This is a genomic window from Shewanella psychropiezotolerans, from assembly GCF_007197555.1.
GTDB classification, from domain to species: Bacteria; Pseudomonadota; Gammaproteobacteria; order Enterobacterales; family Shewanellaceae; genus Shewanella; species Shewanella psychropiezotolerans.
Window position 1 is genome coordinate 4,010,576 of sequence record NZ_CP041614.1, and the last position, 13,901, is coordinate 4,024,476.

The window sequence follows — 13,901 nt, forward strand, 5'->3', positions numbered from 1 at the left end:
AACAGATGGCACTACCAACAAACCTACTCAAGGCCAACGCTCTGATATTGGGCCTCTTACTATCTCAATTCTCCTTCGCTGATAGGTTCAGTGATGTGGAAATCAACAAAATAAAGCTCTCTGAAACCAGCTATATGTTGACGGGTTCGGGGGCAACATAGGAGTCTCTGCAGGCAGAGACGGACTCTTGATCATAGATAATCAATTTGCCCCCCTGTCCGGTAAAATTATTGCCGCCCTATCAGGCATTCAACCTGGCCTGCCTAAGTATGTGGTGAATACCCACTATCACGGCGATCACACTGGCGGCAATAACCTGTTCGGCATGAATAGCGTTATCTTCGCCCATCACAACGTGTTGAAACGCCTCACAGGAGACACCAGCTATAAGACGGCAGGATTACCTTCGGTCACCTATCATGAGGGAACCAGCATACATTTTAATGGTGACACACTGCATTTGATCCATATGGGGCCCGGTCACACAGATGGAGACAGCGTAGTCTTATGGGAAGATAAGAGCGTGATCCATATGGGGGATCTTTTCTTCAAAAACAGGTTTCCTTACATAGATCTGACAACCGGAGGCTCGGTGAAAGGCTATCGTGACAATGTAGCCAGCATGATCCGCAAGATAAACAAGGACACTAAGGTCATCCCGGGTCACGGCGAACTGGCCACTAAAAACGATCTGGTTCGCTTCAAGCATATGCTAGACAAGTCGATTAATTGGATGGAGAGCAAGCTTTCATCGGGGATGAGTCTGGAACAGATACAGCTTGAAGGCATCCCAAAAGGTAAAATTGACTGGAGCTGGTCTTTCATCACCGAGGATAAATGGATCAACACTCTATACGAAGGGCTGAAACAGTAATCAAGAAACACAAGCTTCTGTGTTTCTTGATGGATTATAAACTTGAGCTAGGCAGCTTATCGACCATCTTCTGCGCGCCTGGCTTTAAAATCAGAGTCTTCGAGCCAACCAGGCCAATCTTGATCATTAGCGAGACGCGCCAAAATATCACCGATTAGCTGTAAATCTTGTCTTACGCCCCAAGAGACCAAGTATTATCATAATCATCTTCGCCTTTATGGTATTTGTGAACGATATAATCGGGATCAGTATCGCCTAAACTCATAAACAGCAGGCCAGGAACGCCTTGCTGAGCCAATGCAAAATGATCAGAACGGTACATCAAGCCATTTTGCGGACGAGGATCGGCTTTAACATGGCGTTTCAGCGCCATGCTGGCATCTTTTAAGTAGTTTTCTAGTTCAGATACACCTTGGCCATAACCTAAGATATAATCCACGCCATCGTTGACATTCATGCCATCGATATTGAGAAAAGCAACGATATCTTTAGTGGGTACCGGTGGATTTTGGGCAAAATGCTGAGCGCCGATGAGTCCGGTTTCCTCTGCCGTGAAGCTGGTAAATAAAATATCTCGTTTAAAAGGTGTTTTATCAGCCTTTGCCTTAAAGGCCTTGGCTAAAGCGAGTACCCCGGCGACGCCAGAAGCATTGTCAACAGCGCCATTAAATATCTGCTTATTTCCTTCTGCATCTAGCTTAGTGCCCAGATGATCCCAATGGGCATGCATGACAAGCGTCTCATCACTCTTATTGCTGCCGGGCAGTTTGGCCATAACATTAAAAGACTCGGCCATCACTAAGGTATTTTTCAGCAGCAGATTTGCCTTCATCTTGAGATCGACGGCTTTGAAACCTGGCTTGCTGGCAGCTAGCTTCAAGGTTTCATAATTGAGATCTGCCTTAGCAAAAATTTGCCTGGCAACGTCATGCTGTACCCAGCCCATGACCCCGACTTGACCCTGATTATTATTATCATCAATTAAGGTAAATTTACTGCCGGTATTCGAATTTTGCACCACCCCCAGCCATAGGCTGCCGGAGCGGTTTCATGAACGATAAATACGCCAGCGGCGCCTTGTCTGGCAGCCTCTTCATACTTGTAGGTCCAACGGCCGTAATAGGTCATGGCATTGCCTTTAAACAAGTCGTCATCTTGAGTCGCAAAACCTGGGTCATTGACTAAGACGATGACAGTTTTACCCTTCACATCTATACCTTGATAATCATCCCAAGCATACTCGGGAGCATTGATGCCATAACCAACAAACACCAGTTCACTACTCTTGAGTTCAACTTGATCGACTATTCTCTGGGTTCTGGCAGTAAACTGATCGCCTTGGCTAAACGTCATCCCCTCTATACTGAGAGTCATATCCGCATCGGCGCTGATCTCGGCCAAGGGAACAGCTTGCAAATAACTGCCCTTATAACCCGGCTCCAATCCTATCTTCTTAAATGAATTAACCAGATAATCTAAGGTTAAGGCCTCTCCTTCAGACAAGGGCGCTCTGCCGCCAAACTTATCGCTAGCAAGCACCCGAACATCTTCTCGATACTGTATTGGGTCAAACGAGAACTCATCTTGCTGTGATATGGCGGGAAACGCTAACAAAGACGAACAAATCGCGGCCCCTAAAATGTATTTTTTCACCAATAGTCCTTTTATATTTTTTATTTATCAGAAAAAGCAAGTTTAGGATATCGCCCCCATCAGGACAATAGCTTAGGGCACAAATGATTAATTCAAGGAAGATTGTTGATGTCGAGCTCGGTAAATTCGACACGATTGGTGGAGTGAGTTGGGGGAATCATGACATCCCCCCTAATACTAAGCAGGGAAGCTGAGTCGGGAAATTGGGCTAGAAACTTAAGCCGTGAAATGGAACAGGGAAATTATGCTACCTGCCTAAAGTGCCATAACAACCAGTACATGGGCCGCAGATCTTTGCCGCCGATATCTTTAAACAGTCTCAAGCCTGGATAAATCCACTGCCAGGGAGTGAGCCATTGTTTTGCATTCAGCCAGATAGCTTCGCCACCCGCATCTCGATAGGCTTGGATAGCCGGGGTTATCATCTCGTGTTCCGGTCCCATATATCGATACAGGCTATGAATATACACGAGTAGATCGCGTCTCTGCTGATAGGCGATATCTTTACTGTTCTGACTGGCTTCAAAATCAATGAAATGTACCAGGCCTTCACTCCAACTGATGTCTCTCAAGGCCGGTCGACCGTGAGCGAGTCCTAGCGTATGTAGGTTAGCCAAAGCAGTGGCACTATCATTCAAGATCTGCTGTTTTTCTTCCTGAGTCAAGGTCTTATCACTGAGCCAGGAACTGATCGTCGGCCCGACATCGGCAATAACAAAATAATCTGCTGATGAACACATAAGCCGAGGCACCTGTGCACCTTTACTGGCGAGCATGGCTAATGTTTCAACTTCAATTTTCAATGCCTTAGCAGGACTCTGCTTGAGAAATCGCATCGCACCCGTCAGTTTTTCCGCTTGTTTAAGCCAATAGAATTGACCTTGATGTTCAAACTTGAGAACTCGGGTCCCTTGGTTATCGTTCAATATTTTTCCAACGACAGCTTCGAAAGTTTGTTCAGGCACGCGATAGCTCCAAAAAAGTGACAGATGATTATGGAGATATGGGTTAATTAAAGCAATCTGAATTAGTGAAATGAGGTGTAACAGCTCAAGCAAGCAACATCTAAACGGGCTTAGAGTGAAGGAAGCACCATAAAAAACGCTCCATTATAGGAGCGTTAATATTGCATAGACAATGGCTTATTAAGTTTATGCCTCGTCTTGCCAAGGCTCAGCCTTGTTTTCCAGCAGTACAGGTATGCCATCGTTAATGGCATAGGCCAGACGGTCAGCCTTACAGATCAACTGTTGCTTGGCTTTATCGTAATCCAGCTTTCCTTTACAGACCGGACAAGCAACAATTTCTAATAATTTTCTATCAAACGCCATCTGATTTTCCTTGTTTCTTTTTCATGGCTCCATGAACCTTGTCCATGAGATCCGCTTCAAATCTTGTGGGTAGCTTGGCATCAACCGCAAGATACCACCAGTTATCTTTTGCAAAACCGCGACACTTAACTGCATCTTTCTCTGTCATCAATATGGGCTGTTCACCCGCCACCTGAATCAGGGCATCGAGAGTGAACTTCTGATGGTCTTCAAAACCATGTGTCTTAATGACGGTATGCCCTTGCTCATCTAGAGTATTGAAGAAGCGTTGCGGGTTACCTATTCCAGCGACGGCAACCACAGGTGTAGGCTCATAAGTATGCTTGGAAGATGGCGATACAGGAAAGATACCTTGAGGCAGGAGCTCCATCTGAAGCTCATTATCCCCTGCTTGGCCGTTGACTAAGATAAAGTCAACAGACTGAGCTCGCCAGCGTCCCTCTCGTAGAGGTCCCGAAGGTAACAGCATGCCATTACCAAATCTGCGCTCACCATCGAGAATGAGTAATTCTATGTCCCGCCCGAGTCGATAGTGCTGCAGACCGTCATCACTGATGATCACATCAACATGGGTATCGGCAAGCAACTTTTCCGCCGCCTTCACTCTATCGGCCCCGATCACCATAGGCACGCCAGTTCTGGCGACTATCATGGCAGGCTCATCCCCCACTTCCGCTGCTTGCATCTGTGGCTCGACTCTCTTTACGCCTTCAAACTTAACCCCGTAGCCGCGACTGATCACGCCTGGCTTTAGGCCATGTTTCCGTAGCACCTCGATAAGATAAAGGACTGTGGGCGTCTTACCACTGCCTCCTACTGTGATATTACCGACAATGATAACTGGCACTGGGAGGCTATGGCTCTGTTTCAGGCCCGACTTGAACAGTGAGCGCCTGATAAGGCTCACCACCCAAAACAGTAAGGTCAATGGCAATAAAAGATACTTAAGCAGTCTAAACACCGGATGAGCATCCTTGTCCGGATACCAAAGTTTATTGGCAAATGCTTGCATGACTTAACTGCTAAACTGCATTTTATACAAGTTCGCGTATACGCCATCTTGAGCTAGCAGAGACAGATGATCGCCCCGCTCTACTACCACACCTTGATCTATCACTAAAATTTGATCCGCAGATTCGATAGTCGACAGTCTGTGAGCAATCACTATCGAGGTTCGGTTATGACGCAAGTTATCCAGTCCCAATTGAATGGCTTTCTCTGACTCGGTATCCAGGGCCGACGTTGCCTCATCGAGTATGAGTACCGGTGAGTTACGCAAGATAGCCCGAGCGATGGCAATTCTTTGTCTCTGACCACCAGAGAGCAAGACACCATTCTCGCCCACTTGAGTATCGAGCCCTTCTGGCAGCAACTCGATAAACTCCATGGCGTGTGCCAAGGTTGCCGCCTCAATTATCTGCTCTTGTGTCACTTCCCCTGGGTAGGCATAGGCGATGTTATTCCCTATGGTATCGTTAAACAGGGTCACCTGCTGCGAAACCAAGGCAACTTGACTGCGAAGACTCTTGAGCCCGAAGTCATCGATGTTAACACCATCAAGCTCTATACTTCCCTCTTCGAGGCCAGTATAGAAACGGGTGATCAGACTCGCTATCGTCGACTTACCCGAACCGGAGCGCCCGACTAAGGCTATGGTCTGGCCCTGCTTGACAGAAAAGTCGATTTTATTCAGCGCAAGCTTCTCTTGAGTGGGGTAGCGAAAGCTCACCTGATTAAATCTAAGCTCACCTTTGACGCGCTCGACTTGATAGGTGCCATTGTCGACTTCGGATTTAGTATCTAAGAGTTCAAACACTGTGGTACAGGCGGCAATACCTCGCTGAAACTCGGCATTGACGCGCGTCAGACTCTTGATCGGCTGTAACATGGCCAGCATGGCACCGAGAATCGTGGCGAATGTTCCCGCCGTTAGCTCCTCTTGCATCCCCTCGAAACTTGCAGCATACAGAACAAAGGCCAGAGCAAAAGAGCCAATCACCATAACCAGTGGCTGGCTGATAGATTGCGCCAGAGCCAGTTTCATATTTTGGTATCGGTTTTGCTCATTAACCAGAGCGAAACGCTCAGATTCGGCTTCCTGTCCGCCAAATGCCAATACATTTTTATGACCTTTGATCATCTGCTCAGTTGCCGCGGTCACACCGCCCATCGCGGCTTGTATTCGTTTAGACACCTTACGAAAACGTTTACTGACGATGGAGATGATCAAACCTATGATAGGGCCGATGACAAAGATACAAAGAGATAGCTTCCAGGAATAGAAGAACATGATAGCAAGCATGCCGACCACAGTGATGCTGTCTCTGACTATGGTGATCAGCGCGCTACCTGTAGCACGAGCTATCTGCTCGGTATCATAGGTAACTCGGGAGATGAGATTACCTGAGTTTTCCCTATCAATGTAACTCACAGGAAGGGTGAGGTAATGCTCGAACACCTCTTGACGCAGATCCATGATGAGGCGTGCACTCATGAAAGAGATGCAATAAGTAGACAGGAAATTTGCCAAGCCACGTAGGCTAAACAGTACGATGACGACGATGGGTGCCATCATCAGCACATCACTCGATGCGCCAAAACCATCACTTGTACCCAGATCAATATTGGCAACACCCGATGATGAAGTGACCTGACTTACCTGACCACCGAAGCCGCCATCGATAAAGGGTTTAATCACGGCGATAAAGGTGGCATCTACTGCGGCGTACATGAACAAGCCAAGAACAGCGAAGCCAAACACGACTTTCAATGGCTTAATATAGCCCATTAAGCGCTTAAATACGGTCCAGACTTCTTGATTTGAAGAGTTTGTCATTAACGAGTCTATTCATAATTCAAAAGAGGCATTCTACTCTGTATTGTTATTCTCACCAAACCTAAACAAGCTGTTGTACCAAAAAGGCGCCAGATCGCCGCGGTAAGTGCTGACACGCCGTTCATCATGGCGAAAAAGCACACTAATCTGCCCCTCACTCCCGGTCACCAACACCTGTGCCCCCTTCGACAAGTAGCGCTCGACCACGTCTTTCTTTGGGAAACCATAACGATTATTGAACCCTGCAGGAAACAGAACTAATTGTGGGGAAATTCGATTGATAAAAGCTGTAGTGGAAGAGGTACGGCTACCGTGGTGAGGAACCACTAAAACTTCACTCAGCAAGGTTTGCTGGCTATCTAAGAGCAAAAACTTCTCCCTCTTTCTCGATATCACCGGATAACATCAATTGATGTTTACCATCGCTTACTCTTAACACGCAAGACCCATTATTGCCATCTTCAGGGATCTCTGGTGCCAATATCTCTAGCTTGAGCCCTTGCCATAGCAAAGACTTAGGTCTGCAATCGAGCTGCGAATACTCAGGCATATCAGTAATGACTCGGGCGTGGGGAAAGTTGTCCACCAATAGCTTAGCGCCGCCCGCATGATCGTTATCGCTATGACTGAGCACCAGATAATCGACAGAGTCCAGGCCTCGATATCTCAGAAATGGGAGAATAACCCTCTCGGCATAACTGAAATTAGTGCCATAGGCAGCGCCTGTGTCATATATCAGCGCCTTACCTGATTTTTCAATAACAGCGCTAAGCCCCTGCCCCACATCCAATAGATGAAGTCGCCACTCACTCCGGGCCGGAGTAAGCAACCCAAACAGCACACTGAGCAGTAGGGGCATACATAAGATTATTGAGACCAATCGCCATCTCTGCTGTGAAACCCGAAACAGGAGTAGCCCCAACATAAAAAAAATGAGGCAAGCTATGGTCTGGCCCGAAACACTTATCCATGCACCGGGCAAAGATTCAATCATGCTAAACCCCATGCTCATGGGCACTAAGCTCAGATCGACTAAAGTAAAAATTTGCGGAAATTCCACGAAAAAAACGTGTCCACCAGCCCATATTAAAAAGCATAGGAATGAAAGAGGGATAACCACCAGGCTAAACCAAGGTACTAAGACAAGATTGAACAGCAAGCCATAAACAGAAATTCCCCCGAAAAGTAAAGCCTGGATAAGGCCTAAGCCTAAACTTAAACGCCACTGCACAGACCAGAATATAGCGAGTTTATTTTTCACATTCAGCCGGGTTCCAGTGTCAGCTTCATGATTCGGTGTGCGCCTTGTCCAGTAAGATAGCGTAAGAAAAATGATCCCAAGGGCTGAAAATGACAACCAAAAACCGGCACTCATGCAAGCCAAAGGGTCGAAGAGCAAAATAAGGAACAGGGCATAAAGCAGACGTTCCCAAGAAGATGAGAAACGCTTCATCAGACCCATGGTAAGCAAGAGGAGTAACATGATGAGGGCACGTTGTGTCGGCAGGGAAAAACCCGCAAGGTAAGCATAAAAGATGGCGGCGACGGCCGATAACAAGCCCGCTATCAATATGTTTTTCCTACTCAGGCTAGGCTTAAAACGTGTCAGTAAAAACAGAGAGAGAAAAAATACCCAGGTGGTGACTACAGAAAGATGCAAGCCAGAGATGGCTATCAGATGTCCAGAGCCTGAAACTCTTAATGAGCGCCATCTTTCGCTATCGATCAAGCTCTTATCCCCGAGCAAGAGCGCTAACATCAGATCCCCGTGAGCAAAATGTGCCAACTCAGGTTTCAAGCTCTTGATTATTTTACTGCGAAAGGACAAGGCCTCTCCGAGCTTAATGCCTGATTTTACATTGCCTTTCATCACTATGTGTCGACTAAAAAAACTTCGTTGCTGGTTGTAGCCCCCCTGGTTTAATACACTGGTGATGGGCTTGGGCTTTACCACCAACTCCCATTGCTCACCAATTGCCAATTTAGGGGGCTGTTTCCAACTCAACCTGAGTACTTTAGATAGCAAAAATGCACTTTTTAAATTTGATTGGCGAATATCCATACTAAGCCAGTCGCCGTTTGAACCAACTAGTGCTATGATTTCGCCCCTCACGATGATGTTTTGTACTGAGTTAGGTGGTTCATCAACCAATAAGAGTTGAACAAAAAGTGAAATCCACCCGACCGCGAGTAGTACTCCAGCAATAACAGGAGTTCGTTTCAGCGCAATGATACCAACCACGACTGAGGCTATATATACTGAAGTTGATGGTAACACCGGCCACAAGAGACTGGATAAAATGGTAATGCTGAAGCCAAACATAAATCGATTCATACTGAATAAGTTAAGACAGTAATTGCAATCTATGCCAAAAAAATTCATCGAAAAGTTTATGCCTAAACCTGAGACTCTGCGGAATCACAAACACTTGCAGATGTTCGGCAAGCTGTTACATAAAGAGAATCTATGGGCACTCAATCGTCGCTCTGCCCCAACGGCCTTCGCCGTAGGCCTCTTTGTCGCTTGGCTCCCAATGCCGTTTCAGATGGTACTCGCGGCGGCGCTCGCCATTGTTTTCAATTGTAATTTACCTATAGCTGTCGCACTGGTATGGATAACCAATCCGGTTACCATGCCCTTCATGTTTTATGCAGCCTACCTGTTGGGAGCCAAGATACTCAGCCACCCGCCCCAAGAATTTGCATTCGAGGCAACATGGAGATGGGTGGAAGCATCCGTATTTACCATAGGTCCGCCCTTCATGTTGGGCTGCCTGGTATTAGGAAGTGTGTTTGCCTTAATTGGCTATTTCCTGATCAAGACGCTGTGGAGATATTCCATCTTGCTCAAATGGAAGAGCAGAAACAGTTTGAAGTGAAAATTGAAGTGCAGATAAAGTTCAATGACCTGTCATCATTGAACCGGGCAAGGGAGACATGAGAGAGATTACCCTCATCGTCATTGGGCGCCCCCAATACGATGATCACCATGAAATTATCACTATCACGGCTTGTTATCGCCCCTTGAGTGCCATTGTGCATGTATTTCACTCGCCTTCCTGGGAGGATATTTATTTATCGTCCCGCTAGCGCTATTGCAGGCTGAGTCTTACTCGCCTTCCAGGCAGGGTAAATAGTTGCCAGCAGGCTCATGATGAAGGCGAGCAGCAACACAGTAAACACATCTGACAAGAGCAGCTCTGAAGGCAGAAAATCGATAAAATAGACATCGGCGGACAGTAGTTTTATTCCTAAGATGTGTTCGATACCTTTGGCTATGCTGCTCAGATTATCTGCGATTATGGCTCCAAACACACCGCCTAAAACACAACCCAGAACACCGTTAAGGGCACCCTGTACGATAAATATCATCATGATAGAGGCCCGCTTCATGCCCATAGTCAATAATATTGCTATCTCAGACTGCTTGTCGCGAACCGCCATCACCAGAGTCGATACTATGTTGAAACAGGCCACAGCGATAACCAGGGCAAGCACCAAATACATGACGACTCTGACTAACTGAATATCCTGATAAAGGTTACCTTGGGTTCGAGTCCAATCGCTGAGGTAGAGATATTGCTCTTGGCTGTAGCCAAGCTCCCTGATCAATCTAGGCGCTTCAAATACCTGCTCAACCTTAATTCTGACCCCAGATACCCCCTGCCCCATGCCTAAAATCGAAGCTGCATACTTCATGGGAATATAGGCAGTGGTAAGATCCAGCTCACCTCCGAGTTCAAACACCCCAGCCACCACGAAGCGATGACTCTTAGCCGAGGCAATCCTTTTGCTTTCTCGGCTCTGATGTGAGACATCTGGCATATAGAGACTCAAGGAGTCCCCGACACTCAAGCCCAGACTGTCGGCCAGCCCCTTACCGAGCACGATATTATTTTCATCACCCTTGGCTAATTTCAACCAGGTTTCCTTAGACATAAAGTCCGAGATAACAGAGACCTTCTGTTCTTTCTCTGTGTCTATGCCTAAGACGCTCAGACCTTGAAATCCACCGGGCTTCTGCACCAGGCCCTGGAGTCGAATGAAAGGAGCCGAGGCCAATATACCCGGTATCTTCTCGGCATCATTGGCAATTTTCTGCCAATGAGCGATGGGCTCATTCACGCCAGTAAGCTCGCCATGGGCCACCACGCCGAGTAATCGGTTCTCTAACTCTCGCTCGAAACCATTCATCGCCGATAACACTACGATTAATACGGCAACACCTAAGGCTATCCCAGCGGTAGATGCAAAGGAGATAAAGCTGATGAAGCTATTGGATTGACGAGCGAGATAGAAGCGCCACCCCACCCAAATTGACAATAAACGACTCATGAAGCTTCACCTATGGCGTGATCAGATTGACCAGCGAGATAGAAGCGCCATCCCACACAAAATAACAATAAACGACTCATGAAGCCTCACTTGCGAGGTGAGCTATGTCTAAAACACACAAGTTGCCATCTTTCATGTGTAACTGTCTGTCCATTCTGGACGCGAGCTTACTATCATGGGTCACCACGACAAATGCCGTGCCTAACTGAGTCGCCAATTCCTGGATAAGCTCATAAACCGCCTCGCCGCTTGCGGCATCCAGATTGCCCGTAGGCTCATCGGCTAACACGAGTTTGGGCTTATTGATCAAGGCTCTGGCAATGGCTGTGCGTTGTCGTTCACCGCCAGACATCTCCGACGGAGTGTGATCTAGCCTATGGCCTAGCCCCACTCGCTCGAGTAGCGCCTTAGCATCTTGGTGCGCCAATTCTCGTTTCACGCCATGAATTAGCGCCGGCATGGCAACATTCTCCAATGCGGTAAATTCCGGAAGCAGGTGATGGAACTGATAGATGAAACCTAGATCTTGATTGCGTATCTCCGATTGTCGCCGACTCGATAATGCATAGAGGTCTTCTCCTAACATAGTCACGCTGCCACTCGAAGGCTTGTCTAAGGTTCCCATAATGTGCAGTAACGTGCTCTTACCCGAACCCGATGTACCTACGATAGCCAGCTGCTCGCCTTTAAATACCTGTAGATCCATATTGTTAAGCACTTGAGTATCGACGCTGCCCTCTTGGTAGCGCTTAGTCACACCTTTTACTTCCAGTAATAACTCTTGCATCTTTTTAGCTCTTCAATTCATTAATTTTTCAATTCATTCAAGCCACGTCATTGACCACGTAGCATCTAAGATGTCTTAAACTTAGCATCCATAAAATGTGTTTATTCATGCCTTAGCGCATTGGCTGGCTGTACCCCGGCGGCTCTCATCGCCGGATAGACGGTGGCAAAAAATGAGATAAGTAAGGTGCCTAAGACTATCAGACTCATCTGGCTCCATTCCAGTTGCACAGGCAGAGACTGACCCGCCCCAAGCACCGAGATGCCAAATGTATTTAAGATGGTATTGAGATTCAATGTGATTGCGATCCCAACGACCAAACCGAAAACGAGTCCTATGATGGCATTGAGCGAGCCTTGGATCATAAATATCCCCATCACATCGGATGTCATCAATCCCTGAGTCTTGAGCACGGCGACGTCGCTAGTCTTGTCGACCACCATCATCACCAGGGCGGATACAATGTTAAATGCAGCGACGGCGATGATGAGGCTTAGCATAAGAGACATCATATTCTTCTCCATCTTCACCGCACCGAAAAGATGACCATAGGTTTCACGCCAATCCGAGGTCGTGACCTTAAGATCATCTTTGCTAAATTCGGCTACCACGTCAGCACTCAGATTGGCGGCATCGAAGGGATCATCGAGGTAGAACCTCAGATGCTTTACCTCACCGGGCTTTTGCCGCATCAGTCTCTGGGCATCTTCATAATGGACATAAGCCAGATTCGCATCGACTTGAGATCCCATCTCAAACACACCGGCAACCACAAAACTTCTCTGACTCGGCACCGGACCTAAGGGAGAATAGATGACGCCTTCGCCGCTCAATAGTCTCACCTTATCACCGGATGATACATCCAGGCGTCTCGCAAGCAATGAGCCTAAAACGATGCGATACTTGCCCGCTTCAAGCTGTTCGAAACTGCCGTTAAAACTGCGCTGCATACTGGCTAAAAGATCATGTTCAAAATTGGGGTAAATGCCGTAGACCTGAATTGCACTTATGTTGCTGCTAGATTGGATCATGGCCTGATTGGATATGCTGGGAGTGACACCGATAACACCCGGAAGTTTGCTCAGTTCGGTAATCTTACTCTGCCACTGCTCGATAGGTGTTGTCGAATGCACCGTCAACTGAGGAACAGCGCCTAATATGCGCTGTTTCAACTGACCTTCGAGTCCATTCATCACAGAGCTGACGATGATCAACGCTGCCACGCCGAGTAAGATACCGGAAACCGCAAAAAAAGTGATGAAAGAGGCGAAGCCATTAGCCTTTCTCGCACGCCAATAACGAAAGCCTATATGTGAAGATAACGCAAGATTCATAGTGTCCTACAGGCCCAATAAATAATCAGCCTTGCTAAATCATTAAGATGCGCACGATAATAGGGGTAATAGCTATATAAAAACAAGAGGAAATCCCTTGTTCACAGACTCAACTCCCTATTTTAGTGTGAAGCATGACTTTACCGCCTATCTTTCTCCTTGGCCGAAAGAACAGGCTCTGCCCACTGAATACGAATTAAGAGCCATGTTACCTACGGGTTTGCTGCTCATCAACGAAGTCAAAACCCTTGAATCTGACTGTTTATTGCAACTGAGACACCTAGACGACGATGCTAAGACTGTGGTGGATTACCTCAAACTCCAGTCCCGTAAGATAGATCTGGTTCTGCAGTATGTGTTAGAGCGTGAGCAGCATGAAGGAAAACAATATCGGGGCGCCCACTTTGGCGGCAGTGGCATACGGATAATCAGCGATACTCAGCTTGTTGAAAATGACCAATTTAAGATCACTCTGCACATTCGAGATGAGTTAGTCGCCCTGTTATGCTTCGTAACAGTCACAGTCTCTGAGCCGTTAGATACAGATGACAATCAAGCTAGCTGCCAATACATCAGCAGTCTTGAGTTTACTCAAATATTGGAGACTGATGTGGAACAATTGGTCAAAGCCAGTCTAAGCGTGCAACAAAAGCAGCTTAAATTGCGTAAACAGGCGAAAACCAACTCATAAGTTTTCTCTAGCACAAGAGGCTGTAAGCCTCTACAATATCAGGCATCTTTGACGCTACTC

At 47.0% G+C, this 13,901-nt stretch carries 11 protein-coding genes and 2 pseudogenes; 4 read left to right on the plus strand and 9 right to left on the minus strand.

Annotated features, from left to right (window positions below; all coding sequences use genetic code 11):
- The first annotated feature begins 5 nt into the window (after positions 1–5).
- Together FM037_RS30200 and FM037_RS17845 are read left to right on the plus strand one after the other, a co-directional pair.
- A complete protein-coding gene (locus FM037_RS30200) occupies positions 6–161 on the plus strand; it encodes a hypothetical protein (protein ID WP_324617077.1) in 156 nt (51 codons plus the stop codon).
- Between the two features lie 26 nt (positions 162–187).
- Positions 188–874 (plus strand): MBL fold metallo-hydrolase, encoded by a 687-nt coding sequence (locus FM037_RS17845; RefSeq protein WP_324617078.1) that lies wholly within the window; start codon positions 188–190, stop codon positions 872–874.
- Positions 875–930: 56 nt separating this feature from the next.
- Here FM037_RS17845 and FM037_RS17850 read toward each other — a convergent pair.
- From FM037_RS17850 to FM037_RS17875, 6 genes and pseudogenes are all read right to left on the minus strand, one after another.
- A pseudogene (locus FM037_RS17850) lies at positions 931–2,527 on the minus strand (M28 family metallopeptidase).
- Positions 2,528–2,769: 242 nt separating this feature from the next.
- Positions 2,770–3,492: a BUD32 family EKC/KEOPS complex subunit gene (locus FM037_RS17855; RefSeq protein ID WP_144047087.1), complete on the minus strand. Its 723-nt coding sequence runs from the start codon at positions 3,490–3,492 to the stop codon at positions 2,770–2,772.
- Positions 3,493–3,678: 186 nt separating this feature from the next.
- Complete coding sequence (locus FM037_RS17860) at positions 3,679–3,858, minus strand: Trm112 family protein (RefSeq protein ID WP_144047088.1); 180 nt, start codon at positions 3,856–3,858, stop codon at positions 3,679–3,681.
- The gene (gene lpxK / locus FM037_RS17865; RefSeq protein WP_144047089.1) at positions 3,848–4,870 is read right to left on the minus strand and encodes a tetraacyldisaccharide 4'-kinase; all 1,023 of its coding nucleotides are present in this window, start codon (positions 4,868–4,870) and stop codon (positions 3,848–3,850) included. Before lpxK ends, FM037_RS17860 begins: the two co-directional genes overlap by 11 nt.
- A 3-nt stretch (positions 4,871–4,873) precedes the next feature.
- Positions 4,874–6,694, minus strand: coding sequence for a lipid A export permease/ATP-binding protein MsbA (gene msbA, locus FM037_RS17870; RefSeq protein ID WP_144047090.1), 1,821 nt, complete (start codon positions 6,692–6,694; stop codon positions 4,874–4,876).
- 33 nt (positions 6,695–6,727) lie between these two features.
- Positions 6,728–9,029 (minus strand): annotated as a pseudogene (locus FM037_RS17875) (DNA internalization-related competence protein ComEC/Rec2).
- A 31-nt stretch (positions 9,030–9,060) separates the two neighbouring features.
- On the opposite strand from FM037_RS17875, the gene FM037_RS17880 reads away from it, so the two are divergent.
- Positions 9,061–9,573: a DUF2062 domain-containing protein gene (locus FM037_RS17880; RefSeq protein WP_144047091.1), complete on the plus strand. Its 513-nt coding sequence runs from the start codon at positions 9,061–9,063 to the stop codon at positions 9,571–9,573.
- Positions 9,574–9,769: 196 nt separating this feature from the next.
- Here FM037_RS17880 and lolE read toward each other — a convergent pair whose 3' ends face one another.
- The 3 genes from lolE to FM037_RS17895 all read right to left on the minus strand — a co-directional run bounded on the left by lolE (position 9,770) and on the right by FM037_RS17895 (position 13,150).
- The gene (gene lolE, locus FM037_RS17885; protein ID WP_144047092.1) at positions 9,770–11,029 is read right to left on the minus strand and encodes a lipoprotein-releasing ABC transporter permease subunit LolE; all 1,260 of its coding nucleotides are present in this window, start codon (positions 11,027–11,029) and stop codon (positions 9,770–9,772) included.
- A gap of 76 nt (positions 11,030–11,105) precedes the next feature.
- A complete protein-coding gene (gene lolD / locus FM037_RS17890; protein ID WP_144047093.1) occupies positions 11,106–11,816 on the minus strand; it encodes a lipoprotein-releasing ABC transporter ATP-binding protein LolD in 711 nt (236 codons plus the stop codon).
- 101 nt (positions 11,817–11,917) lie between these two features.
- Complete coding sequence (locus tag FM037_RS17895) at positions 11,918–13,150, minus strand: lipoprotein-releasing ABC transporter permease subunit (protein WP_144047094.1); 1,233 nt, start codon at positions 13,148–13,150, stop codon at positions 11,918–11,920.
- 97 nt (positions 13,151–13,247) lie between these two features.
- Here FM037_RS17895 and FM037_RS17900 point away from each other — a divergent pair, with 97 nt between their 5' ends.
- Positions 13,248–13,841, plus strand: coding sequence for a hypothetical protein (locus tag FM037_RS17900; RefSeq protein ID WP_144047095.1), 594 nt, complete (start codon positions 13,248–13,250; stop codon positions 13,839–13,841).
- Positions 13,842–13,901: the final 60 nt, after the last annotated feature.

What these genes read in the sequence shown, in the direction of transcription:
- FM037_RS30200 (WP_324617077.1), top strand. Translation starts at nt 6, where the DNA reads ATGGCACTACCAACAAACCTACTCAAGGCCAACGCTCTGATATTGGGC.
- FM037_RS17860 (WP_144047088.1), bottom strand. Translation starts at nt 3,858, where the DNA reads ATGGCGTTTGATAGAAAATTATTAGAAATTGTTGCTTGTCCGGTCTGT.
- lpxK (WP_144047089.1), bottom strand. Translation starts at nt 4,870, where the DNA reads ATGCAAGCATTTGCCAATAAACTTTGGTATCCGGACAAGGATGCTCAT.
- msbA (WP_144047090.1), bottom strand. Translation starts at nt 6,694, where the DNA reads ATGACAAACTCTTCAAATCAAGAAGTCTGGACCGTATTTAAGCGCTTA.
- FM037_RS17880 (WP_144047091.1), top strand. Translation starts at nt 9,061, where the DNA reads ATGCCAAAAAAATTCATCGAAAAGTTTATGCCTAAACCTGAGACTCTG.
- lolE (WP_144047092.1), bottom strand. Translation starts at nt 11,029, where the DNA reads ATGAGTCGTTTATTGTCAATTTGGGTGGGGTGGCGCTTCTATCTCGCT.
- lolD (WP_144047093.1), bottom strand. Translation starts at nt 11,816, where the DNA reads ATGCAAGAGTTATTACTGGAAGTAAAAGGTGTGACTAAGCGCTACCAA.
- FM037_RS17895 (WP_144047094.1), bottom strand. Translation starts at nt 13,150, where the DNA reads ATGAATCTTGCGTTATCTTCACATATAGGCTTTCGTTATTGGCGTGCG.